The following is a 22,951-nucleotide window of genomic DNA, read 5'->3' as shown; positions in this document are numbered from 1 at the left end:
CTGTGACGGTTGTCGCTTCCGGGCCGGACCGGGAACCGGACGTGCCCCCCGCGGCGTCGGCCGGGCGCCCCGAGCCGCCTGCCGGAGGTCCGGTGCATCCGGCCGGAGGTCCGGTGCATCCGGCCGGAAGCCCGTACATCCGGCTGAAGGCCCCGTGCGACCGGCCGGAGATCCCGCACAACCGGCCGGAGCGACCGACGAACGAGCAGCTCAGCCCGTGTACGTGTACGTGGCCGACGCCTGCTCGAACAGCCGTGTCACCTCGTCCCGTTCGGCCTCCGGGCCACGCAACTGGACGACGTGGTAGCGGCCGTCGAGGAGGACGGCGAGATTGCGCACGAACAGCTCCCGGCCGTCGGCGGCCGTCCAGGTGAACTGGCCCTCGGCCATGGTCCGTCCGCCCACCTGGATGGTCCGCAGCCCGGAGGCCGTGGCCCAGGTGGAGTCGCGGTAGGGCTGCAGCTCGCTCTCCTTCTCCCGCTGGTAGGCCATGGGGTCGTTGCCGTACGTGGACGCGGAGTCCCGGCCGGGTACGACGATCAGCTCGAAGTCGCCGTGCGAGTAGACCACTTGCCCGCTGCCGTTCTTCGGGGTGCGGTCCCATCCGTCGGCGACGGCGATGCTGAAGCCCTCGGCGTCCTTGCGCACGGTGAAGCCGTCGGGGACGTCGGCCCCGGACTGCGTCTCGGTGGAGCCGGACGATCCGGAGGAGGCCGAGGACGCGGAGGCGCTGCCGTCGGGTGCCGTCGAGCCCTGGTCGTCGGGCCGGGGCTCGCTGCTGGCCGTGGGCGCCTGCCCGCTCTGGCCGGCGGCCCCGGTCCGCCCGGCGCCCGGGGTGTCGCCCGTGCCTTCCTCGCCGGCCTTGGGCATGAACAGCACGGCGTACGCGACCGCCGCGGCCAGCGCGAGCAGGACCAGCACGAGCAGGGTGCGGCCCAGGCTGCGCGGCGAACGCCTCGTCTCCTGCCGGGCCCGCTTGTGCCGTCCGCTGGTCGCGGGCAGCCCGGCGCGCCGTCTGCGCACCAGCTCGCCCTTGCGGCGCACGATCGGCAGCCGGCGCGGATCGGTCGGTGGCGCGGCGACGACATGCGTGCCCGCCTCCGGCTCCGGTGCCGACCGCACCAGGGAGCGCAGCCAGCCGCGCAGTTCCTCGAAGTCGAGGCGGTCGGTGGGGTCCTGACGCAGCAGCGACTCCACGACCGGCCGCAGCGGCCCGCACTCCTCGGCGAAGGCCGGCGGCTCGGCGCAGACCATCTGCACGAGCTCCGCCGTCGACTCCTCCGGATACGGCGCGTGGCCCTGGACGGCCCGGAAGAGCAGCGCGCCGAGCGCCCACAGGTCGGTGGCGGGCCCGATGGGCGCGGCCAGCTGCCAGTTCTCGTGCACGGGGCCGGCCTGCTCCGGCGCCCACCGTTCGGTGACGGGCCCGACGACGGCCATGCGGGCCTGCCGCGCCCGCTCGGCGGCCAGCGCGGTGGCGGGTCCGCGCCGCGCCCCGGCCCCGGCCGCCGCCTCGTCCCATCGGGCACCCGCCCGGGCGTCACCCGCGGCCCCAACGCCCTGTCCGGGCACGGGAGCGCCGGCCGGTGTGCTCTGCGCGGGCAGGAAGTCGCCCGCCGCGCCCTGAGCGGGCGGCGCCACGCCCGGCTGGAGGCCTTGCGGCGGCACGGAGACGTGTCCCGCCGGGCCCGCCGGCCCGCTCCTCGGCGCCGGTGCCCCCCGCACGCCGTAGGGGTCGGCGATCTGCCCCGGGGGCGTGCCCCGCATGTCCCCCGGCCCGTGTTCCCGTCCGGTGCCCAGGGCGTACGGCGGTGTCGCCGCGCCCCCGACGCCGGGCGCGCCACCGGCGGCGGTGTCACCGCCGGCCGGGGTACGGGCACCCGGCAGTGCCGCACGGCCGTTCTGGGCCTCCTGCACACGGGCCGCCGCCCGTGCTCCCGCCCGGTACGCGGCGATCGCCCCGGCGCGCGCGGCACGGATGTCCCCGCCGGTCTCCACGGTTCTGCGGGCCACCGCGCCGGAGGCCCCGTTCGCCGGCTCGGCGGCCGCCGTCGGCAGTCCTCCGGCCGCCCGCGCCTCGATCGCCGCCCGTCGCGCCGCCTCCGGATCCGCCTCGGAGCCGCCTGCGGCCTCGATCCCCCCGGGCCCCGGCCGGCCGGCCGGACCACCGCCCCCGGGACCGGGGACACCGCCGAACGTGCCGCCGCCGAACCCGAGGGCGGCCTGGCCCGCCGCCGGTTCGCCCGGCCCCGGGCTCCGCAGGGCAGGAGGGCCCTGCGGCCCGTGCGGTTCCTCGTCCTCCTCGGCCGGCACCGGGTCGTACCCGCACAACGCCTCTTCCGCCGCCCCGACGGCCAGCCCGGTCAGCATGACCCGGCCGTCGTCGCAGACGAGGACCGTGCGCGCGGTGATGTTCCGGTGCACCCAGCCGTGCGCGTGCAGCACCCGCAGCGCCGTGAGCACGTCGGAGGCGACCTCCGCCGCCCGGTACGGGGTGAGCGGCTGCTCGGCGAGCAGTGCCGCCAGCGGCCGGGCGGGTACCAGCTCGCTGACGACCCAGAGCGAACCGCCCTCGGCGAACACGTCGAAGACCTGGTCCAGCCGGGGGTGATCGGGAATGCTCGCCGCGGCCTGCGCCGCCTCCACCGCCCGCCGTACGACCGGATCGGCGGGCCGCCGGGTGCCGGCGCCCATGCGGCCCGTGGGACGCCGGGGGCCGCGCTCGCGCGCCGTGAAGCCCTCGGGCAGCCCCTCCGCGTCGAGCACCTCCGCCTCGACGACCTCCGGCAACGGCACCTGCCGGACCAGGACTTCCTGCCCGCTGTAGCTGTCGAAGGCCCGGGTCTCGGTGAGTTCGTACTCGTCGGAGGGGGGCAGCGGCAGGCGGTAGCGGTCGGCGAGCACTCGCCCCGCATAGTCGTCCACGTTGCCTCCCCCGGCCACCCGGTCGGTCGATTCCGTACGCTCAGCGGTCCGTTACGCGCAGTGCCGGTCATTTCCGGCCGGACAGCTGGATGCGTACGGTTCGCAAGCATTCACGATACGTGCCGGAGCCGACCGGCAGAGAGAGGATGCGAGATCTCACGGCCCGAACCCGCGGGTCCGGGGACCCCGCCCGTACGGCCCGCCCGGAGGACCGCCGTACCTACTTCTTCGGCTCGAACGTCTCCGTCAGCGTCTTCCACGTGCTCTCCCGCAGGTCGCCGTCCCACGCGGCGGCCTTCGCCGTGTACATCAGGGCATACCCCTGGCTGTCGTTCACGACGAATCCGCGGTCGATGGTGCGGTAGGTGGTCCCGCTGTCCACCGAGGTGAACTCCCAGTCGGCCGTGTTCCAGCCGCGGTAGCTCACCTTCTCTATTCGGATCTTCTTGTACTGGGAGCGCGTCATGGACTTCTCCTGGTTCTCCCAGTCCGCGACGGGGTCGTCCTTGGGCGTGGTCGTCCAGGCGACGAGGAGCTTCTGGCCGTCGGGCCCGTTGAACCGGTCCCCGGCGGAGTCCGAGGTCCGGTACTTCCAGCCGGTGGGCAGCCCGATGGAGTACCCCTGCTTCCCCGAGTACGTCGTCGCCGCCGTGCTGCTCTCGGTGGCCGAGACGTCGGACCCGGAGCCGACGGCGGTGGAGGCGGCGGCACCCGGCGTGGTGCCGCTGCCGGACGCGGAGCCGGAGCCGGACGGCGCGGACTCCGACGCGCTCCCGTCGGTACGGGTCCCGCCGGACTCGTCGTCCTTGGTGTCCGCGCTCGCGCTCTCACTGGCGACGGTCGTCGTACCGCCGCCCTGCGCGCCGTCGGCCTTGTCGTCGTCCCCGCCGAGCGTGAGCGCCAGCACCGTGCCGAGCACCGCGAGCACCACCACGACGGCGATGATCACCAGCGTCCGCTTGGGCACCACGTCGGTGAGCGGCGCCCTGGGCACCGGCCGCGGCGGCAGATCCGGCGGGGTCATCACCGGCCAGCCCGAACTCCGGCCGCCCGGCCCGGCGTCGGCGCCGCGAGCGCCCTGAGCACTCGCCGCCCGGCTGCCGTTCACCCCGGCCGCGGCGCCGGACACCGGGACGGACGCGGACGCCGCCGTGGTGCTCCTCGCCGTCGCCGGGGCCGCGGACGAGGCGGCCGCGGGGGCACCGGCGCCGACACCGCCCTTCACCGCCTCCCCCGTACCCACGGGTCGCGAAGCGGCCGTGCCGTTCGCCGGCTTGGTGCGGGCGGCGGCCGAAGTGGCGGCGCCCGCCGCGACGGCGGCCCTGCGCACGGACCGCAGAGCCCCGCGCAGCTTGTCGGCCGCTTCCCCGGCTCCGGTACCACCGTCCGGCGGGACCGGCAGCGGGACGAGCTTCGTCGCGTCCGCCGGCTCGGCCTCCCCGGGCTCGGACGCGCGGATCACCGCGTTGAGCATCCGGCGCGCGCCGGCGTCGTCGAGCCGCCGCTCGGGATCCTTGGTGAGCAGGCCGTAGATGACGTCCTTCAGCGGACCCGCGTTCTTCGGCTCCTCCAGCGACTCGGTCATCACCGCGGTGAGCGTCGCGATCGCGGAACCCTTGTCGTACGGGGGCGTGCCCTCGACGGCCGCGTACAGCAGACCACCGAGCGACCACAGGTCGGCCGCCGGGCCCGGCTTGTGACCGCGGGCCCGCTCCGGGGAGATGTAGGAGGGCGCGCCGACGAGCATGCCGGTGGAGGTGATGGACGGGTCGCCCTCGACCTGGGCGATGCCGAAGTCCGTGAGCACGACCCGGCCGTCCTCGGCGATCAGCACGTTCGACGGCTTCACGTCACGGTGCAGGATCCCCTCGCGGTGGGCCGACCGCAGCACGTCGAGGATCGCGAGCCCGACCTCCGCCGCCCGCTTCGGTTCGAGCACGCCGTCCTCGCGGATGACCTCGGCGAGCGACTTGCCCTCGACGAGCTCCATCACGATCCACGGCCGGTCGTCCTCGTCGACCACGTCGAAGACCGTCACCGCGCTGTTGTTGCGGATCCGCGCGATGGCCTTGGCCTCGCGCAGCGTCCGCGTGATCAGCCGGCGCTTCTCCTCCTCGTCGATGTTCGACGGGAACCGCAGCTCCTTGACGGCGACCGTGCGTCCGAGGGTCTCGTCCTCCGCGCGCCACACCGTACCCATGCCGCCGCGGCCGAGTACGTCTCCCAGCCGGTACCGCCCGGCGAGGAGACGTGCGCTCTTGTCCTGACGGGATGTCCCCGCCCGCTCCGCCTCCGACATGCGTCCCCTCATGCAACCCGCCCTGACAGAGCCTCCATTGTCCCTCACCCGACAAGTGCCCGACGCCCAGGGGGCCCCTCACCGCGCCGAGAGACCGGCACATTCCGGCCAGAAGGTGCGACACACTCCGGCCAGGCCCCCGAACACGCCTGCCGGCGGTCCGCCCCGGACACCGGCCGGTGCGGGCCCGGCCCGGCCGGACGGGAGGCCGGACGCGCCCGCTCCGAATGCCGGGGACCCGGTGAGGTGTCCGCCCGGGAGCCCTGGATGATGGGCGCGAGCAAGGGCTGTGAAGCGCGCCGAAGGAGGACGAGGCCCCCGTGACACCTCCGCTGCGGCGTCTGCCGGCCCTGCCCCTGGCCCTGGTGCTCTTCGCCCTGACCACGGCCGGTTCCCTCGCCTCCGCTCCTCCGCCCACGGATCCCCTCCTCCCTCAGCTGCTGACCCGGGGCAGGGTTCCGGCCGCGGCCCTGCTGGCCCTCGAGGGCGCCGGCACCCGCTACGCCGAGGCCGGCCCCGGCATCGCCCGCTCCGACCACTTCCGGGCCGGCAGCATCACCAAGACGTTCATCGCCACCGTCGTCCTCCAACTGGCGTCCGAGGACCGGCTGTCGCTGTCCGACCCGGTGGAGCGGTACCTGCCCGGCCTGGTGCGGGGAGCCGGCAACGACGGGCGCGCGCTGACCCTGCGTTCCCTGCTCACCCACACCAGCGGCCTGTACGACTACGTCCGGGACACCGAGGCCGCCGTCCCCGTCACCGCTGTCCAAGCCGTCCGTATCGCCCTCACCCACCCTCCGGCCGACCGCGGCCGCTTCGCCTACTCCAACACCAACTACGTCCTGCTCGGCCTGGTCGTCGAACAGGTCACCGGCCGTTCGTACGCCGCGGAGGCCGAGCGGCGCATCATCGGCCCGCTGGATCTCGACGGCACCTCCTTCCCCGGTTCCCGCACCTCACTGCCCTCCCCGCACGGCCGCGCCTACGACACGGACGGGACCGACGTCACCGAACTCGACCCGCGGACGGCCGGAGCCGCGGGCGAGCTGGTGACGACCCTCACCGACCTGGACCGCTTCTACGCGGCCCTGCTGGGCGGCGACCTGCTCACCCCGCGCTGGCTGCGCGAGATGCTCGACACCCGCACCGCACACGGCTCGTACGGCATGGGCCTGTTCCCCGCGACGCTTCCGTGCGGCGTGACCGTGTGGGGGCACAACGGCCGTATATCCGGCAGCTACGTGCGCACCGCGGCCACCGTCGACGGCCGGCATGTCCTCACCTTCCGCGTGAACACGACGGCGCTGGCGGACCCCGACCTCGAACCGGCCCTTCTCGCGGCCGAGTTCTGCCCTCGCACCCCGTAGAACGAGCCGGTTCCGAACAAGGATCCCGATCCACGACACCCGTTCGAGTGAAACGGCCGGACGACTCCGCACCCGGGGGCCCGGCCAGGGGGTTCCGCCCGGGGGATCCGGCCGGGGGATCCAGCCGGGGGATCCAGCCGGGGGATCCAGCCGGGGAGGCCTGTTCAGACGTGATCAGGCCTGACCCGGCCCGGCCGGTCTGACCAGGCCCGGCCGGTCTGACCAGGTCCAGTCCGCCTGACCAGGCCCGGCCAGAACGGGCGTCCCCTGACCGGACCGAGGCCTACAACGGCACGATGTCCGGCGCCCCCAGCCGCGCCGCGTCCGCCGTCAGGTCGTCGGGCTGCCGCTGGGACTCGCGTTCGGCCTCCACCCGCTTCTCGTAGTGCTGGACCTCGCGCTCGATCTGGTCCTTGTCCCAGCCGAGGACCGGCGCCATCAGTTCGGCCGTCTCACGGGCGCTGAGCGTGCCCCGGTCGAAGGTCTCGATGGAGATCCGGGTGCGCCGGGTCAGCACGTCGTCCAGGTGCCGCGCCCCTTCGTGCGAGGCCGCGTAGACGATCTCGGCACGCAGGTAGTCGTCGGCGGCCTGGAGCGGATCGCCCAGGGAGGGGTCCCCGGCGATGAGGTCGAGGAGTTCCTCCGCCAGCGTGCCGTACCGGTTCAGCAGGTGCTCGACCCGCACCACGTGCAGGCCGGTCCGCTCGGCGATGCGCGCCCGCGCGTTCCACAGCGCCCGGTAGCCCTCCGCGCCCAGCAGCGGCACGTCCTCGGTGACGCATTCGGCGACGCGCAGGTCGAGCCCGTGCACGGCCTCGTCGACGGCGTCCTTGGCCATCACCCGGTACGTCGTGTACTTGCCGCCGGCCACGACGACGAGCCCCGGCACCGGGTGGGCGACGGTGTGCTCGCGGGACAGCTTGCTGGTGGCGTCCGACTCGCCCGCGAGCAGCGGTCGCAGACCGGCGTAGACACCCTCGACGTCGTCACGGGTCAGCGGCACCGCGAGGACGGAGTTCACGTGCTCCAGCAGGTAGTCGATGTCCGCGCTGGAGGCGGCCGGGTGGGCCTTGTCGAGGTCCCAGTCGGTGTCGGTGGTGCCGACGATCCAGTGCCGTCCCCAGGGGATGACGAACAGCACGGACTTCTCGGTGCGCAGGATCAGCCCGGTCGAGGAGTGGATGCGGTCCTTGGGCACGACGAGGTGGATGCCCTTGGAGGCGCGGACGTGGAACTGCCCCCGCTCCCCGACCATCGCCTGGGTGTCGTCGGTCCACACGCCCGTGGCGTTGACGACCTGCCGGGCGCGGATCTCGTACTCCCCGCCGCCTTCGACGTCCCGCACCCGGGCGCCCACGACCCGTTCGCCCTCGCGCAGGAATCCCGTCACACGCGCGCGGTTGGCCGCCTTCGCGCCGTACGCCGCCGCCGTGCGCACCAGCACGGCGACGAAACGGGCGTCGTCCATCTGGGCGTCGTAGTACTGCAACGCGCCCACCAGCGCGTCCCTCTTCAGGGCCGGGGCGACGCGCAGGGCGTGACGTCGGGTCAGGTGACGGTGCGCGGGCAGGCCCCGGCCGTGCCCTCGGGCCAGGGACATCGCGTCGTAGAGCGCGACACCCGACCCGGCGTACAGCCGCTCCCAGCCCTTGTGCTGGAGCGGGTACAGGAAGGGAACCGGCTTGACCAGGTGCGGGGCCAGCCGCTCCAGCAGCAGGCCGCGCTCCTTCAGCGCCTCGCGGACGAGGGCGAAATCGAGCATCTCCAGGTAGCGCAGGCCGCCGTGTATCAGTTTGCTGGACCGGCTCGACGTACCCGACGCCCAGTCGCGGGCTTCGACGAGGCCCGTCGACAGGCCGCGCGTGACGGCGTCCAGCGCGGTGCCCGCACCGACCACGCCGCCTCCGACGACCAGGACGTCCAGTTCGCGCTCGGCCATGGCCGCCAGTGACTCGGCCCGCTGTACCGGCCCCAGTGCCGCTGTCCTCACCGCTGCCTCCCACTGTCGGTCACGTCGGCCGCACCGCTCAGGGCAGGGCCCGGTCCGTACCCCCCTGCCCAAATTCTGACCGTGTTGCGCCACTCCAGCCACCACTCGCCCCCAGCCTGTGGACAACTCTCGGGGAACCCGTGCGGACGCGCGGGACAACTCGATGGATCAACACAGCCGATCAATCCAGCATAACGGTCATATTTACTCCTAGTGTGACATTGAGCTCGCCTGTCCTGTCCACAGGGCTTGCGCGCCTGTCCCGCTTCGGTTATTGGGAAGGACGCCCACGCCATGCCCGCAGATCTCGCCGTCATCGGACTCGGACCGCTCGGCCTGCCCCTGGCCCAGGCCGCCGTGGCCGCCGGCATTCCCACGCTCGGCTACCGCACGGGCCCCGAGGCGGGCTCACTCAGCCCCGCCGAGCTGCGCCGGATGCTCTCGGGGGGTTTCCGGCCCGCCACCAACCCCGCCGAGCTGGGCCGGGTGCGCACCGCCGTCATCTGCGCGCCCACCCCCCGCGACGCGGACGGCGGACTCGACCTGAGCCAGGTGGAGGCGGCCGCCCGCACCCTCGCCGGGCACCTGCGTCCGCACACCACCGTGATCCTGGAGTCGGCCGTGTACCCCGGGACCACCGAGGAATTCCTGCGCCCGCTCCTGGAGGAGACGTCCGGTCTGCGCGCCGGACGTGACTTCCACCTGGCGTACTCCCCCAGCCGGGTCGACCCCGGCAGCCGCGACTTCACCCCCGCCACCACACCGAAGGTCATCGGCGGCCTCACCCCCGCCTGCACGGAGTCGGCCGCCGCCTTCTACGGCCGCCTCACGGAGAAGGTGGTCCGCGCGCGCGGCCTGCGGGAGGCCGAGACCGTGCACCTGCTGGAGACCAACTTCCGCCATGTCAACATGGCCCTCGTCAACGAGATGGCCGTCCTCTGTCACGACCTCGGCGTCGACCTGTGGGACGTCATCCGCTGCGCCGAGACCAAGCCCTTCGGCTTCCAGGCCTTCCGCCCCGGCCCGGGCGTCGGCGGCCACTCCGTCCCCCTCGACCGCACCGGCCACCCCGACGGCGGCACCCTGCGCATGGTCGAACTCGCCCAGCAGGTCAACAACCGCATGCCCCGCTACGTCGTCCAGCGCGCCGCCGCCCTCCTCAACGAGCACGGCAAGTCCGCCCGCGGCGCCCGGATCCTCCTCCTCGGCGTCACCTACAAGCCCGACCTCGCCGACCTCCAGGGCACCCCCGCGCGCGAGATCGCGCTCCGCCTCACGAAGCTCGGCGCCGCGGTCAGCTACCACGACCCCCACGTACCGTCCTGGAGCGTCCTGGACCGCCCGGTCCCCCGCGCCGAATCCCTCTACGAGGCCGCCGCCGACGCCGACCTGACGATCCTGCTCCAGCAGCACCGCACCTACGACCTCCAGGGCCTGTCGGTGAAGGCCCAGCTGCTGCTGGACACGCGGGGGGCGACGCCCACGGGGGCGGCGCACCGGTTGTGAAGCGGGGCGCACGGGACGTCGGCTGACTCCGGGGTTGGTGGCGTGGGCCGGGGCACGCCGGTACCGTACGAAGCGGGTGGAGCCCACCGCAGAGGGCACTGCGGCAGGCTCCTGGATGGATCACGGAGTGTCCGCCCCTGGTGTGTGTGGGGGCGGCCGCTCACCATCCGAAAACAGGTGGAGCCCACCGCAGCGGCCACTGCGGCAGGCTCCTGGATGGATCACGGAGTGTCCGCCCCTAGTTGGTGTGGGGGCGGCCGCTCACCATCCGAAGATCCGCAAAATCCACCTCCTCCGGCACTTCACCGTCCACAGACGGAGTCGGTCCCAGCGGGTGGGCTTGCGGTGGCGTCCCATGGGCGCCCCCTTCCACGACGCCGCCCAGTGGCCCGGTGGACGACACGTACGGAATCGGGCCGGGCCCCGAGGGCGAGGTCCGGACCATGTCCTTGGAAGGGGGCACCCCACACAACTGGGGCGCCGATCAGGACGCTACCGTCCGCGAACCCCCTGACCAGCCGATTCCACCGCCGAAGGCAACCGCGCGCCCCCGCACCACGCCACGCGCCCCCCGCACGCCGGACACACGGCAGGAGACACACGACATACGACGAGGGGCCGGCCGCTCACTTGGTGAGCGGCCGGCCCCTCGTCGTGTTCCGGGACTTCGGCTTACCTCCGGTGCTGCGAGTCCGCCACCGTGACCTCGACCCGCTGGAACTCCTTGAGCTCGCTGTAGCCGGTGGTGGCCATCGCGCGGCGCAGGGCGCCGAAGAGGTTCATGGAGCCGTCGGGGGTGTGGGAGGGGCCGGTGAGGACCTCCTCGACGGTGCCGACCGTGCCGAGGTCGACCTTCTTGCCGCGCGGCAGTTCCTCGTTGACGGCCTCCATGCCCCAGTGGTGGCCGCGGCCCGGCGCGTCGGTCGCGCGGGCGAGCGGGGAGCCCATCATCACCGCGTCCGCGCCGCAGGCGATCGCCTTGGGCAGGTCGCCGGACCAGCCGACGCCGCCGTCCGCGATCACGTGCACGTACCGGCCGCCGGACTCGTCCATGTAGTCGCGGCGGGCGGCCGCCACGTCCGCCACGGCGGTGGCCATGGGCACCTGGATGCCGAGGACGTTGCGCGTGGTGTGCGCGGCGCCGCCGCCGAAACCGACGAGGACACCGGCCGCGCCGGTGCGCATGAGGTGCAGGGCCGCCGTGTAGGTGGCGCAGCCGCCGACGATCACCGGGACGTCGAGCTCGTAGATGAACTGCTTCAGGTTCAGCGGCTCGTGCGCCCCCGACACGTGCTCCGCCGACACGGTCGTGCCGCGGATGACGAAGATGTCCACGCCGGCGTCCACGACCGCCTTGGAGAACTGCGCCGTGCGCTGCGGGGACAGCGCGGCCGCGGTGACCACGCCCGAGTCGCGCACCTCCTTGATGCGCCGGCCGATCAGCTCCTCCTGGATGGGAGCGGCGTAGATCTCCTGGAGCCGGCGGGTCGCGGTCTCCGCGTCCAGTCCGACGATCTCGTCCAGCAGCGGCCGCGGGTCCTCGTACCGCGTCCACAGGCCTTCGAGGTTCAGTACGCCGAGGCCGCCGAGCTCACCGATGCGGATCGCGGTGGCCGGGGAGACGACCGAGTCCATGGGAGCGGCCAGGAACGGCAGCTCGAAGCGGTAGGCGTCGATCTGCCAGGCGATCGAGACCTCCTTCGGGTCCCGCGTACGGCGGCTGGGGACGACGGCGATGTCGTCGAAGGCGTACGCCCGGCGGCCGCGCTTGCCGCGCCCGATCTCGATCTCAGTCACGTCTGTGGCCTTTCCCTGATGCGTTTCAGCGTTGTCCAGTATCGCCGACGGGCACGACGAGGGCGGCCCCGGAGTTCCGGAGCCGCCCCTGTACGGGTCCTCACGCGCGCGTGGGGGCCACTTCGGTCACCGCTTGGCGCTGTAGTTCGGCGCCTCGACGGTCATCTGGATGTCGTGCGGGTGGCTCTCCTTCAGGCCCGCCGACGTGATGCGGACGAACCGGCCGTTCGCCTGGAGATCCGGCACGGTCCGGCCGCCGACGTAGAACATCGACTGGCGCAGGCCGCCGACCAGCTGGTGGACGACGGAGGACAGCGGGCCGCGGTAGGGCACCTGGCCCTCGATGCCCTCGGGGATCAGCTGCTCGTCGGAGGCGACGCCCTCCTGGAAGTAGCGGTCCTTGGAGAACGACCGGCGGTCGCCGCGGGTCTGCATGGCGCCGAGGGAGCCCATGCCGCGGTACGACTTGAACTGCTTGCCGTTGATGAAGAGCAGCTCGCCGGGGGACTCCTCGCAGCCCGCGAGGAGCGAGCCCAGCATCACGGTGTCGGCGCCCGCGACGAGGGCCTTGGCGATGTCACCGGAGTACTGCAGGCCGCCGTCGCCGATGACCGGGATACCGGCCTCCTTGGCGGCGAGCGAGGCCTCGTAGATGGCGGTGACCTGGGGGACGCCGATGCCGGCGACCACCCGGGTCGTACAGATGGAGCCGGGGCCGACGCCGACCTTGATGCCGTCGGCGCCCGCGTCGACGAGGGCCTTGGCGCCGTCACGGGTGGCGATGTTGCCGCCGATGACGTCGACGCCGGAGGAGTTCGACTTGATCTTGGCGATCATGTCGCCGACCAGGCGGGAGTGGCCGTGCGCGGTGTCGACGACGATGAAGTCGACGCCCGCCTCGATCAGCGCCTGGGCGCGTTCGAAGGCGTCACCGGCCACGCCGACCGCGGCACCGACCAGGAGGCGGCCCTCGGCGTCCTTGGCGGCGCGCGGGTACTTCTCGGCCTTGACGAAGTCCTTGACCGTGATCAGGCCCTTGAGGACGCCCTCGTCGTCGACCAGCGGAAGCTTCTCGATCTTGTGCTTGCGCAGCAGCTCCATGGCGTCCGTGCCGGAGATGCCGACCTTGCCGGTGACCAGCGGCATCGGCGTCATGACCTCGCGCACCCGGCGCGTGCGGTCGTTCTCGAAGGCCATGTCGCGGTTGGTGACGATGCCGAGGAGCTTGCCGGCGCCGTCGGTGACGGGGACGCCGCTGATGCGGAACTTGGCGCACAGCGCGTCGGCCTCGGCGAGCGTGGCGTCCGGGTGGATGGTGATCGGGTTGGCCACCATGCCGGACTCGGAGCGCTTGACGAGGTCGACCTGGTTGGCCTGGTCCTCGATGGAGAGGTTGCGGTGCAGAACACCGACGCCACCCTGGCGGGCCATCGCGATCGCCATGCGCGACTCGGTGACCTTGTCCATGGCGGCGGACAGGAGCGGGATGTTGACCCGCACGTTCTTGGAGACGTACGAGGCGGTGTCGATCTCGTCGGGAGCCATGTCCGACGGGCCCGGCAGCAGCAGCACGTCGTCGTAGGTCAGCCCGAGTGTCGCGAATTTGTCGGGCACTCCGTCGACGTTGGCAGTCATGACACCTTCCCCAAATGGCCTTGCTCGGTGCGGATGTCCATGCTAACGGGAAGCGCACCTCCCGCATTCCACGATTCCACGGCCTACGACGGCCCCGAGCTTCGTATGTTCGTACGACGCCGTCGTGGCGCCTGGTGTTCCGAGGCGCCCCTGGCCAGGGGAGTTCCGCTGTGCCCTCGGCCGGGGGACTACTGCTCCGCGAGCGCCCGCAGTCTGCTGAGCGCGCGGTGCTGGGCCACCCGGACGGCCCCGGGTGACATTCCCAACATCTGGCCGGTCTCCTCGGCGGTGAGGCCCACCGCGATGCGCAGCAGGAGCAGCTCCCGCTGGTTCTCCGGCAGGTTGGCCAGCAGTTTCTTGGCCCATTCGGCGTCGCTGCTGAGCAGGGCCCGCTCCTCCGGCCCCAGGGAGTCGTCCGGCCGCTCGGGCATCTCGTCGGACGGGACCGCCGTCGAGCCCGGGTGGCGCATCGCCGCGCGCTGGAGGTCGGCGACCTTGTGGGCGGCGATGGCGAAGACGAAGGCCTCGAAGGGACGGCCGGTGTCCTTGTAGCGCGGCAGGGCCAGCAGGACGGCCACGCAGACCTCCTGGGCGAGGTCCTCCACGAAGTGGCGCGCGTCACCGGGCAGACGGGACAGCCGGGTGCGGCAGTAGCGCAGCGCCAAGGGGTGGACGTGGGCGAGCAGGTCGTGGGTGGCCTGCCCGTCTCCGTCGACGGCGCGATGCACGAGAGCGCCGATCGCCCCTTGGGCACGGACCGCCTCGTCATCGCGCATCGGTCCATGGTGCCCTGCGGCCGTACGGTCCGCGGCACCACGTCCGTCGTTGTGCACCGAAGCGTTATGAGCAGGTGCGCCGGAACTCATCCCTTGCGCCCTCCCCTTCCGCTCGACCGACTCGTCCCCGAGGAACTCCACACCTCAAGGATGCGGCATCCGCGGCGAAACGAGCAGCGGGCACCCGGCGAAGCGCTGTGCGACGCCCGTCCACCGGCTTGTCCGCCGCTCCGCGTACCGGCTCTCCCGCCGGTCCGCGCGCCCGGTCCTCCACCGCTGGTCCGCGCGCCCGGTCCTCCACCGCTGGTCCGCGCGCCCGGTCCTCCGCCGCTGGTCCGCGCGCCCGGTCCTCCGCCGCCGGTCCGCGCGCAGGATCGGCCACCGTCCGACGGGCGGGGGTGTCCCGCGCGCCGCGGCCGGAGGCGCCACGTACGGAAGTGCGACGGACGGACGTGCGACCTGCGGACGTGCGACCTGCGGACGTGCGATCTGCGGACGTGCTGCCTGCGGGAGCGTGGCGGACGGAGGCGCCACGGGCGGTGTCGACGGCGTGGGCACGCGGTCGGCGGTCCGCGTCCGGGGGCCGTCCGCCCGTGTCGGCGGCGCATGGCCATGGGGGCAGCGCCCGGGGCGGTGCGGCGGGTCGTGCCGGGGAGGTGGAGCGCGCCCGTCGCGTCGGCGCTTCAGTCACCCTGGCCGCCGAGGTCGCTCCGGCAGCCCTGGCCACTGAAAGCGTCCCGGTCACCACGGCCGTCCCGGTCACTACGGCCGCCCCGGTCACTACGGCCGCCCCGGTCACTACGGCCGCCCCGGTCACTACGGCCGCCCCAGTCGGCCCGGACTCGTCCGTCTCTGCACGCCCCCTCCACTCGAACGGGTTCACGTCGAACGGATTCGCGCGGGGGCATCGGCGTTGCCCCGCGCCCGTCGTCGTCGGCGGCGGCGCCGACCGGCTCCGGAGGGGGCCGGCCGGGTCAGCGGACCAGTCCCCAGCGGAAGCCGAGCGCCACGGCGTGCGCGCGGTCGGAGGCACCGAGCTTCTTGAACAGCCGACGGGCGTGGGTCTTGACGGTGTCCTCGGAGAGGAACAGCTCACGGCCGATCTCGGCGTTGGAGCGGCCGTGGCTCATGCCCTCCAGCACCTGGATCTCGCGCGCCGTGAGCGTGGGCGCGGCACCCATCTCGGCGGAGCGCAGCCGGCGCGGGGCGAGCCGCCAGGTCGGGTCGGCGAGGGCCTGGGTGACGGTCGCGCGCAGTTCGGCGCGCGAGGCGTCCTTGTGCAGGTAGCCGCGGGCGCCGGCGGCGACCGCGAGCGCGACGCCGTCGAGGTCTTCGGCGACGGTCAGCATGATGATGCGCGCGCCGGGGTCGGCGGACAGCAGCCGCCGTACGGTCTCCACGCCTCCCAGTCCGGGCATGCGCACGTCCATCAGAATCAGGTCCGAGCGGTCGGCGCCCCAGCGGCGGAGGACTTCCTCGCCGTTGGCCGCCGTCGTCACGCGCTCGACGCCGGGCACGGTCGCGACCGCGCGGCGGAGCGCCTCTCGGGCAAGCGGGGAGTCGTCGCAGACGAGGACGGAAGTCATGGCCGCCCTCCGCAGCTGATGCGCGTCACCTTGTGCCTCCAGGCTGGTACGAATCGTCACCTGTGCGGTCGACCGTCTCGGACGCCTGCCCGAGCGTTTGGGTTTTCAACCGCCTCCGCACTCTCAACGACGGTCACTCGAAAGAGTTACGGGGCTGCGTGCACTCTTCGGCACTCTACGTGAGGGGGCGGACACGGCGGAGGCAGCCGCGCGGACCCTCAAGGTTTCATCACAACCGATGCCCCGTTTAGCCCTATTTCTTCCCATTTACTGGTGTCTGAGGCTAGATTCGCAATGAGTCATATTTTCATCTCCTTAGATCGTAGTTGTACGGTCGTGGGCACCGTATCCGCTCGAAACGGCTACAAGGGGTCACACAATGGCAGATTTCTCCCGCCTTCCCGGACCGAACGCGGACCTGTGGGACTGGCAGCTCCTGGCTGCCTGCCGCGGGGTGGACAGTTCGCTCTTCTTCCATCCGGAGGGCGAACGCGGGGCGGCGCGGAGCGCTCGCGAGAACTCGGCCAAGGAGGTCTGCATGAGGTGCCCGGTCCGCGCCCAGTGCGCGGCACACGCCCTGGCGGTGAGAGAGCCGTACGGCGTGTGGGGCGGGCTGACCGAGGACGAACGCGAGGAGCTCATGGGCCGGGCGCGCCACCGCCTGGTGTCGGCGTCGACGGGTGCCGACACCGCCCAGAACAACTGAAGGAACGTTTCTGCACGCGTCGGGGGGCTGGGTCCACGCGTGCCTGCATCCGTTGTCCCGCACCCGTTTGTCCCACCGCCGTCGGCGGCACCCGAGACCGCTCCCGACCGCTCCCGCGCCTGAGGTCACCTCCGCGCCAGGGGGGCCGTGGGGACCGTCTCCCGTCTCTCTGACCGCTGCCGCCCCCTGTGAGCCGCCACCCTCCTGTGAGCCGCCGCCCCCTGTGAGCGCCACCGCCCTTGGGACCGCTGCCGCTCCGAGACCGCTACCGCTCCTGGCCCCTCGCGGCCGCCCGGCCCAACTGCTCCAGCGTCGCCGCCACCGCCGGCACCTGCGCCAGATCGGGGAGCGTGAGGGCGACGATCTCCCGCCGCACCGCCGGTTCCAGCGTCACCGCGCGCGCCCCACGGGGCCGTACGGACTCGATCGCGAGCTGTGGCAGGACGGCGACGCCGAGGCCCGCGCCCACCAGACCGGCCACCGCCGGGTAGTCGTCCGTGGCGAAGTCGATACGGGGAGTGAAGCCGGCCCCCTCGCAGACCTCCACCAGCTGGCCCCGGCAGCGCGGGCAGCCGGCGATCCACGGCTCCCCGGCGAGTTCGCCGATGTCGAGGGAGCGGGCGTCCGCGAGCGGGTGGCGTTCCGGGAGGAGGGCGACGAGCCGGTCCGTCAGCAGTGGGCGGACGACCAGGTCCGCCCACTCCTCGGCGCCCGGCGCGTCCTCGTAGCGGAAGGCGAGGGCGATGTCGCAGTCGCCGGCGCGCAGCTTGTCGACGGACTCGGGCGGCTCGGCCTCCTCCAGCGAGACGCGGGTGCCGGGGTGCGCGGCACGCAGGGCGGCCAGCGCGGTCGGGACGAGGGTGGAGCTGCCGCTGGGGAAGGAGACGAGACGTACCCGGCCGGCCCGCAGTCCGGCGATGGCGGCGACCTCCTCCTCGGCGGCGGTCAGCCCCGCGAGGATGCCGGCGGCGTGCCGTACGAGAGCCTGACCTGCCTGGGTGAGACGCATCTCACGGCCGCTGCGCACCAGCAGGGGCGTGCCGACGGACGCCTCCAGGGCCTTCATCTGCTGGCTGACGGCGGGCTGGGTGCAGCCCAGCTCGCGTCCCGCCGCGGAGAAGGAGCCGGTGGCGGCCACGGCGCGCAGCACACGGAGGTGACGGGCCTCGATCACCCTTCGAGGATACCCGCGCACATAAGGGTGCCTTGGGTCTCGCGGCGGGTAACGCGTCGACACTTTGACCGTGGCTCGCTTACCGTGCGGCCATGAGGCTTCTGTCTGTGAATCTCGGCCGCCCGAAAAACTCGCCGTTCACGCATCATCCGGAAGGCGTCACCGGCATCGACAAGCGGCCGACGGACGGGCCGGTGCGGGTGTCGGCGCCCGGGCCGAGCGGCACGGCGGGCAGTGGCCTCGCCGGGGACGCGGTGTGCGACCTGCGGCACCACGGCGGCGACGACCAGGCGGTGTACGCCTTCGCCCGCGAGGACCTCGACGACTGGGAGCGCGAGCTGGGGCGCACGCTGTCCAACGGCGTGTTCGGCGAGAACCTCACCCTCACCGGCCTGGACGTCTCCGGCGCGCGGATCGGCGAGCGCTGGCGCGTCGGCGCCGATGTGGTGCTGGAGGTGACGGCCGGACGCGTTCCCTGCCGCACCTTCCAGGGTCACGTGGGTGAGCAGCGCTGGGTGAGGCGGTTCACGCAGAAGGCCGCGACGGGCGCGTACCTGCGGGTGATCACGCCGGGCGAGATCCGCGCGGGGGACCCCGTCGAGATCGTCCACCTGCCGGAGCACGAGGTGACGGCCCGCATGCAGTTCCAGGCCGTCACCACGCACCGGGAGCTGCTGCCACGCCTGCTGGCCGCGGGCGAGGCGCTGCACTCCGAGACCCTGGCGGCGGCCCGGAAGTACGTCGCCGAACACGGCGCCTGAGCCGTCGCCGCCGGACGTACGCGCGGGCGTCACCTGGCCCATGTGCCGTCGGCAGCTGGACCACGTGCGTCGGCACCGGGTGGTCCAGGTGCTGTCGGCACCGGGTGGTCCAGGTGCTGTCGTCCCTCGGCCTACGTGCCGTCGCCACGCCGGGGTACGGTGCGGGCGCCGCCCGGCCTACGGGCCGCCGCCGCCCGGCCTATGGGCCGCCGCCGCCCGGCCTATGGGCCGCCGCCGCCCGGCCTATGGGCCGCCGCCGCCCGGCCTATGGGCCGCCGCCGCCGGGCGTACGGACCGCCGCCGCCCGGTCTACGGGCGGCCCGCCACCGGACGTACGGGCGGCCGCCACCGGACGTACGTGCGGGCGCCACCCGGTCTGCGCACGGGCGTCACCCGGCGGACGCACGGGATTCACCGGGGAGGGGGCACGGGCGTCGTCGGGGAGGGGCACGGGTGTCACCCGGGCGCGCGCACGGGGTCGTCGGCGGGGTGCGCGCACGGGGCGCCGGGAGGGGGCGTGCGCACGCGGCCTTCACCTTCGGGAGGCGCCGTGCAGAGAGCGGAGTGTGCCGGTCCGGGTCACTACCCTTCTGCCATGACAACGGCTCTGATCACAGGTTCGACCGCGGGCATCGGCGCCGCGTTCGCGCGGCGGCTGGCGGCGGACGGGCACGACCTCGTGCTCGTCGCCCGGGACACCGGGCGGCTGCGCGAGCAGGCGACCGAGTTGCACGACCGGCACGGCATCGAGGCGGAGGTGCTCACCGCCGACCTGGCCGAGGACAAGGGCATCGAGGTGGTGGCCGACCGGCTCGGCGACCGCAGGAACCCCGTCGACCTGCTCGTCAACAACGCGGGCTTCGGCAACAAGGGCCGCTATCTCGACGTACCGATGGCCGACGAGCTGAGGATGCTCAAGGTGCACTGCGAGGCGGTGCTGCGGCTGACCTCGGCGGCGACCACGGCGATGCGGGAGCGCGGGCGCGGGGGCGTCGTCAACGTCGCCTCGGTGGCCGCCTTCCTCCCCCGCGGCACGTACGGCGCGTCCAAGGCGTGGGTCGTGCAGTTCACGCAGGGTGCCGCCAAGGACCTGGCGGGCAGCGGGGTGCGGCTCATGGCGCTGTGCCCGGGCTTCGTACGGACCGAGTTCCACGAGCGTGCCGGGATGGGGACGGACAACATCCCGAACTGGATGTGGCTGGACGCGGACAAGCTGGTGACGGCGGCGCTGCACGACCTGGCGCGCGGCAAGTCGGTGTCGATCCCGGACCCGCGGTACAAGGCGCTGATGGGCTTGGTGAAGGTGGTCCCGAGGGGCCTGCTCGGCGGGGTCAGCTCGCGGACCGGGCGCAAGTACGGCCCCCAGTAGGGAGCGGGGCCGGCCGCCGGTGGCGGGCGGCCGGGTGGCGTCGGCGCTCCGGTGGGAAAATGGGCGTGACACAACCGGACCCAGGGGGGCCGGAGGCGGCGTCATGACGTTCGTACAGCTCATCGACTGCAAGACGAGCCGGTTCGACGAGATGAACCGGCTGCTGGACACATGGGTCGAACAGACCAAGGGGAAGCGGACCGCGACGCACGCGCTGGTCGCCAAGGACCGCTCGGACGCGTCGCACCTCATCGAGATCGTGGAGTTCCCGTCGTACGAGGAGGCGATGCGGAACTCGAACCTCCCGGAGACCGACCGGATCTTCCAGGACATGGTGGCCCTGTGCGACGAGATGCCCACCTTCACCGATCTCGAGGTGGTGCGGGACGAGCAGCTCAACCGGAAGGTCGCGCGGGAGTACTTCGAGGACCTCGGCCGGACCCCCGTCGACCGCCTGCTGGAACGGCTCACGGACGACTACGTCGATCACGACCCCGCCAATCCGCGGGACACCGGGCTGCGGGCGGCGCGCGAGGAGGTCCTCGGCTGGCGGCGGGCCTTCGACTTCTCGATGCGGGTCGACGCCCAGACGGCCGAGGACGACACGGTGTGCACGCGCTGGACGTTCACCGGCCGCCACAAGGGCGACTTCCTGGGCATCCCGGCCACCCGGCAGGAGGTCGCCATGACCGGTATGACCTGGCACCGCTTCCGGGGCGGGATGATCTGCGAGGCGTGGTGGCAGTACGACCGGGCGGGTCTGCTGGAGCAGTTGGGGGTACTCGGGCGGTAGCCCGCGAGGTTCCACCGGGGCTCCGTACCCCGGCTGACCGGGGACGGAGCCCTCGGCCGCGTCGCATGGACGGCTGAACAGGTGTTCGGCCGGTTGCTTCCCGAGCTGAAGGGCGTGGCGGCGACGCGAAGGCCCGGCGTCCCCGAGAGGGACGCCGGGCCTCGGTGCTGACGTGTGTCAGTGCTGACGTGTGTCAGTGCTGACGTGTGTCAGTGGGAGTGGCCGTGGCCGTGGCCCGCGGCGGCCGGCTCTTCCTCTTCCTTCTTCTCGACGACCAGGGTCTCGGTCGTGAGGAGGAGGGAGGCGATGGAGGCGGCGTTCTCCAGGGCGGAGCGGGTGACCTTGACCGGGTCGATGACGCCGGCCTTGACCAGGTCGCCGTACTCGCCGGTGGCGGCGTTGTAGCCGTTGCCCTTCTCGAGCTCGGCGACCTTGGAGACGATGACGTAGCCCTCGAGGCCGGCGTTCTCGGCGATCCAGCGCAGCGGCTCGACGGCGGCGCGGCGGACGACGGAGACGCCGGTGGCCTCGTCGCCGGTCTTGTCGAGGTTGCCCTCGAGGACCTTGACGGCGTGGACCAGCGCGGAGCCGCCACCGGAGACGATGCCCTCCTCGACCGCGGCGCGGGTCGCGGAGATGGCGTCCTCCAGACGGTGCTTCTTCTCCTTCAGCTCCACCTCGGTGGCGGCGCCGACCTTGATCACGCACACGCCGCCGGCCAGCTTCGCGAGGCGCTCCTGGAGCTTCTCGCGGTCCCAGTCGGAGTCCGTGTTCTCGATCTCGGCCTTGATCTGGGCGACGCGGCCCGTGACGTCCTCGGCGTTGCCGGCACCGTCGACGACCGTGGTGTCGTCCTTGGTGACGGTGACGCGGCGGGCGGAGCCGAGCACGTCGACGCCGACCTGGTCGAGCTTGAGGCCGACCTCCTCGGAGATGACGGTGGCGCCGGTGAGGACGGCCAGGTCCTGGAGCATCGCCTTGCGGCGGTCACCGAAGCCCGGGGCCTTGACCGCGACCGCGTTGAAGGTGCCGCGGATCTTGTTCACGACCAGGGTCGACAGGGCCTCGCCCTCGACGTCCTCGGCGATGATCAGCAGCGGGCGGGAGGAGTTGGTCTGGATGACCTTCTCCAGCAGCGGCAGCAGGTCGGCGATGGAGGAGATCTTGCCCTGGTTGATGAGGATGTACGGGTCCTCCAGGACGGCCTCCATGCGCTCCTGGTCCGTCACGAAGTACGGCGACAGGTAGCCCTTGTCGAAGGCCATGCCCTCGGTGAAGTCCAGCTCCAGACCGAAGGTGTTGGACTCCTCGACGGTGATGACACCGTCCTTGCCGACCTTGTCCATGGCCTCGGCGATGAGCTCGCCGACCTGCTGGTCCTGGGCGGACAGCGCGGCCACGGCGGCGATGTCGGACTTCTCGTCGATCGGGCGGGCCGAGGCGAGCAGGTCGTCGGAGACGGCCTTGACCGCGGCGTCGATGCCCTTCTTCAGCAGCGCGGGGGAGGCGCCGGCGGCGACGTTCTTCAGGCCCTCGCGCACCAGCGCCTGGGCGAGCACGGTGGCGGTGGTCGTACCGTCACCCGCGATGTCGTTGGTCTTGGTCGCCACCTCCTTCACCAGCTGCGCGCCGAGGTTCTCGTACGGGTCCTCGATCTCGACCTCGCGGGCGATCGTGACACCGTCGTTGGTGATGGTGGGGGCACCGAACTTCTTGTCGATGACGACGTTGCGGCCCTTGGGGCCGATCGTCACCTTGACCGTGTCGGCCAGCTTGTTGACGCCGCGCTCGAGGGCGCGACGGGCGTCCTCGTCGAACTTCAGGATCTTCGCCATGACAGCGGGAGCCCTCTCGGAAATCTGTGGGTGAGAAAGAAACTGCGCCCCGGGCGCCCGGCTTCTTATGTGGTCGCGGGGGCCAGGGGCGCAGCTTCAAGCAACAAATGTGCTCGGGTGAACTACTTCTCGATGATCGCGAGGACGTCGCGAGCCGAGAGGACGAGGTACTCCTCGCCGTTGTACTTCACCTCGGTGCCGCCGTACTTGCTGTACAGGACGACGTCGCCGACCTGGACGTCGAGCGGCAGGCGCTCGCCGTTCTCGAAGCGGCCCGGGCCCACGGCGAGGACGGCGCCCTCCTGGGGCTTCTCCTTCGCGGTGTCCGGGATGACCAGGCCAGAGGCCGTGGTCTGCTCGGCGTCGAGCGGCTGGACCACGATGCGGTCCTCGAGCGGCTTGATGGCAACCTTGGAGCTGGCGGTCGTCACG

At 72.7% G+C, this 22,951-nt stretch carries 16 protein-coding genes; 6 read left to right on the top strand and 10 right to left on the bottom strand.

The window, feature by feature from the left end:
- Positions 1-210: 210 nt before the first annotated feature.
- Positions 211-2,925, bottom strand: a complete 2,715-nt coding sequence (locus ACFYWQ_RS06530) for a protein kinase (protein ID WP_389513400.1) — start codon at positions 2,923-2,925, stop codon at positions 211-213.
- 220 nt (positions 2,926-3,145) lie between these two features.
- A complete protein-coding gene (locus ACFYWQ_RS06525; protein WP_389513398.1) occupies positions 3,146-5,224 on the bottom strand; it encodes a serine/threonine-protein kinase in 2,079 nt (692 codons plus the stop codon).
- A gap of 320 nt (positions 5,225-5,544) precedes the next feature.
- On the opposite strand from ACFYWQ_RS06525, the gene ACFYWQ_RS06520 reads away from it, so the two are divergent.
- Positions 5,545-6,591 carry a serine hydrolase domain-containing protein gene (locus ACFYWQ_RS06520; RefSeq protein ID WP_389513396.1) on the top strand — a complete coding sequence of 349 codons (1,047 nt, stop codon included), beginning with the start codon at positions 5,545-5,547 and terminating at the stop codon, positions 6,589-6,591.
- 283 nt (positions 6,592-6,874) lie between these two features.
- Here the strand turns inward: ACFYWQ_RS06520 and ACFYWQ_RS06515 are convergent, their stop codons facing one another.
- Positions 6,875-8,581 (bottom strand): glycerol-3-phosphate dehydrogenase/oxidase, encoded by a 1,707-nt coding sequence (locus ACFYWQ_RS06515; RefSeq protein ID WP_389513394.1) that lies wholly within the window; start codon positions 8,579-8,581, stop codon positions 6,875-6,877.
- A gap of 294 nt (positions 8,582-8,875) precedes the next feature.
- Here ACFYWQ_RS06515 and ACFYWQ_RS06510 point away from each other — a divergent pair, with 294 nt between their 5' ends.
- The gene (locus ACFYWQ_RS06510) at positions 8,876-10,087 is read left to right on the top strand and encodes a nucleotide sugar dehydrogenase (protein ID WP_389513392.1); all 1,212 of its coding nucleotides are present in this window, start codon (positions 8,876-8,878) and stop codon (positions 10,085-10,087) included.
- Positions 10,088-10,759: 672 nt separating this feature from the next.
- Here ACFYWQ_RS06510 and ACFYWQ_RS06505 read toward each other — a convergent pair.
- From ACFYWQ_RS06505 to ACFYWQ_RS06490, 4 genes are all read right to left on the bottom strand, one after another.
- Positions 10,760-11,884 carry a GuaB3 family IMP dehydrogenase-related protein gene (locus ACFYWQ_RS06505; RefSeq protein WP_389513390.1) on the bottom strand — a complete coding sequence of 375 codons (1,125 nt, stop codon included), beginning with the start codon at positions 11,882-11,884 and terminating at the stop codon, positions 10,760-10,762.
- A gap of 126 nt (positions 11,885-12,010) precedes the next feature.
- Positions 12,011-13,519 (bottom strand): IMP dehydrogenase, encoded by a 1,509-nt coding sequence (guaB, locus tag ACFYWQ_RS06500; protein WP_389513388.1) that lies wholly within the window; start codon positions 13,517-13,519, stop codon positions 12,011-12,013.
- A gap of 188 nt (positions 13,520-13,707) precedes the next feature.
- A complete protein-coding gene (locus tag ACFYWQ_RS06495) occupies positions 13,708-14,295 on the bottom strand; it encodes a sigma-70 family RNA polymerase sigma factor (RefSeq protein WP_389513386.1) in 588 nt (195 codons plus the stop codon).
- Positions 14,296-15,269: 974 nt separating this feature from the next.
- Positions 15,270-15,881 carry a response regulator transcription factor gene (locus ACFYWQ_RS06490; protein ID WP_003948568.1) on the bottom strand — a complete coding sequence of 204 codons (612 nt, stop codon included), beginning with the start codon at positions 15,879-15,881 and terminating at the stop codon, positions 15,270-15,272.
- A 379-nt stretch (positions 15,882-16,260) separates the two neighbouring features.
- On the opposite strand from ACFYWQ_RS06490, the gene ACFYWQ_RS06485 reads away from it, so the two are divergent.
- Positions 16,261-16,587 carry a WhiB family transcriptional regulator gene (locus tag ACFYWQ_RS06485; RefSeq protein ID WP_389513383.1) on the top strand — a complete coding sequence of 109 codons (327 nt, stop codon included), beginning with the start codon at positions 16,261-16,263 and terminating at the stop codon, positions 16,585-16,587.
- 265 nt (positions 16,588-16,852) lie between these two features.
- Here ACFYWQ_RS06485 and ACFYWQ_RS06480 read toward each other — a convergent pair whose 3' ends face one another.
- Entirely contained in the window at positions 16,853-17,761 is a 909-nt protein-coding gene (locus tag ACFYWQ_RS06480) for a LysR family transcriptional regulator (RefSeq protein WP_389513381.1), read from the bottom strand.
- 92 nt (positions 17,762-17,853) lie between these two features.
- Between ACFYWQ_RS06480 and ACFYWQ_RS06475 the strand changes: the two genes are divergently transcribed.
- The 3 genes from ACFYWQ_RS06475 to ACFYWQ_RS06465 all read left to right on the top strand — a co-directional run bounded on the left by ACFYWQ_RS06475 (position 17,854) and on the right by ACFYWQ_RS06465 (position 20,684).
- Positions 17,854-18,522: an MOSC domain-containing protein gene (locus tag ACFYWQ_RS06475; protein WP_389513379.1), complete on the top strand. Its 669-nt coding sequence runs from the start codon at positions 17,854-17,856 to the stop codon at positions 18,520-18,522.
- A 595-nt stretch (positions 18,523-19,117) separates the two neighbouring features.
- The gene (locus tag ACFYWQ_RS06470; RefSeq protein ID WP_389513377.1) at positions 19,118-19,891 is read left to right on the top strand and encodes an SDR family NAD(P)-dependent oxidoreductase; all 774 of its coding nucleotides are present in this window, start codon (positions 19,118-19,120) and stop codon (positions 19,889-19,891) included.
- A 103-nt stretch (positions 19,892-19,994) separates the two neighbouring features.
- Positions 19,995-20,684, top strand: a complete 690-nt coding sequence (locus ACFYWQ_RS06465; protein WP_389513375.1) for an ester cyclase — start codon at positions 19,995-19,997, stop codon at positions 20,682-20,684.
- A 209-nt stretch (positions 20,685-20,893) separates the two neighbouring features.
- Here the strand turns inward: ACFYWQ_RS06465 and groL are convergent, their stop codons facing one another.
- Together groL and groES are read right to left on the bottom strand one after the other, a co-directional pair.
- Positions 20,894-22,519, bottom strand: coding sequence for a chaperonin GroEL (gene groL / locus ACFYWQ_RS06460; RefSeq protein ID WP_389513373.1), 1,626 nt, complete (start codon positions 22,517-22,519; stop codon positions 20,894-20,896).
- Between the two features lie 122 nt (positions 22,520-22,641).
- Complete coding sequence (gene groES, locus ACFYWQ_RS06455) at positions 22,642-22,950, bottom strand: co-chaperone GroES (RefSeq protein ID WP_385066786.1); 309 nt, start codon at positions 22,948-22,950, stop codon at positions 22,642-22,644.
- Position 22,951 lies beyond the last annotated feature (1 nt).

It is taken from the genome of Streptomyces sp. NPDC003247, from assembly GCF_042888135.1.
GTDB lineage: Bacteria > Actinomycetota > Actinomycetes > Streptomycetales > Streptomycetaceae > Streptomyces.
Note: the sequence above shows the minus strand (reverse complement) of the source record. Positions and strands in the feature narration are given on the sequence as shown.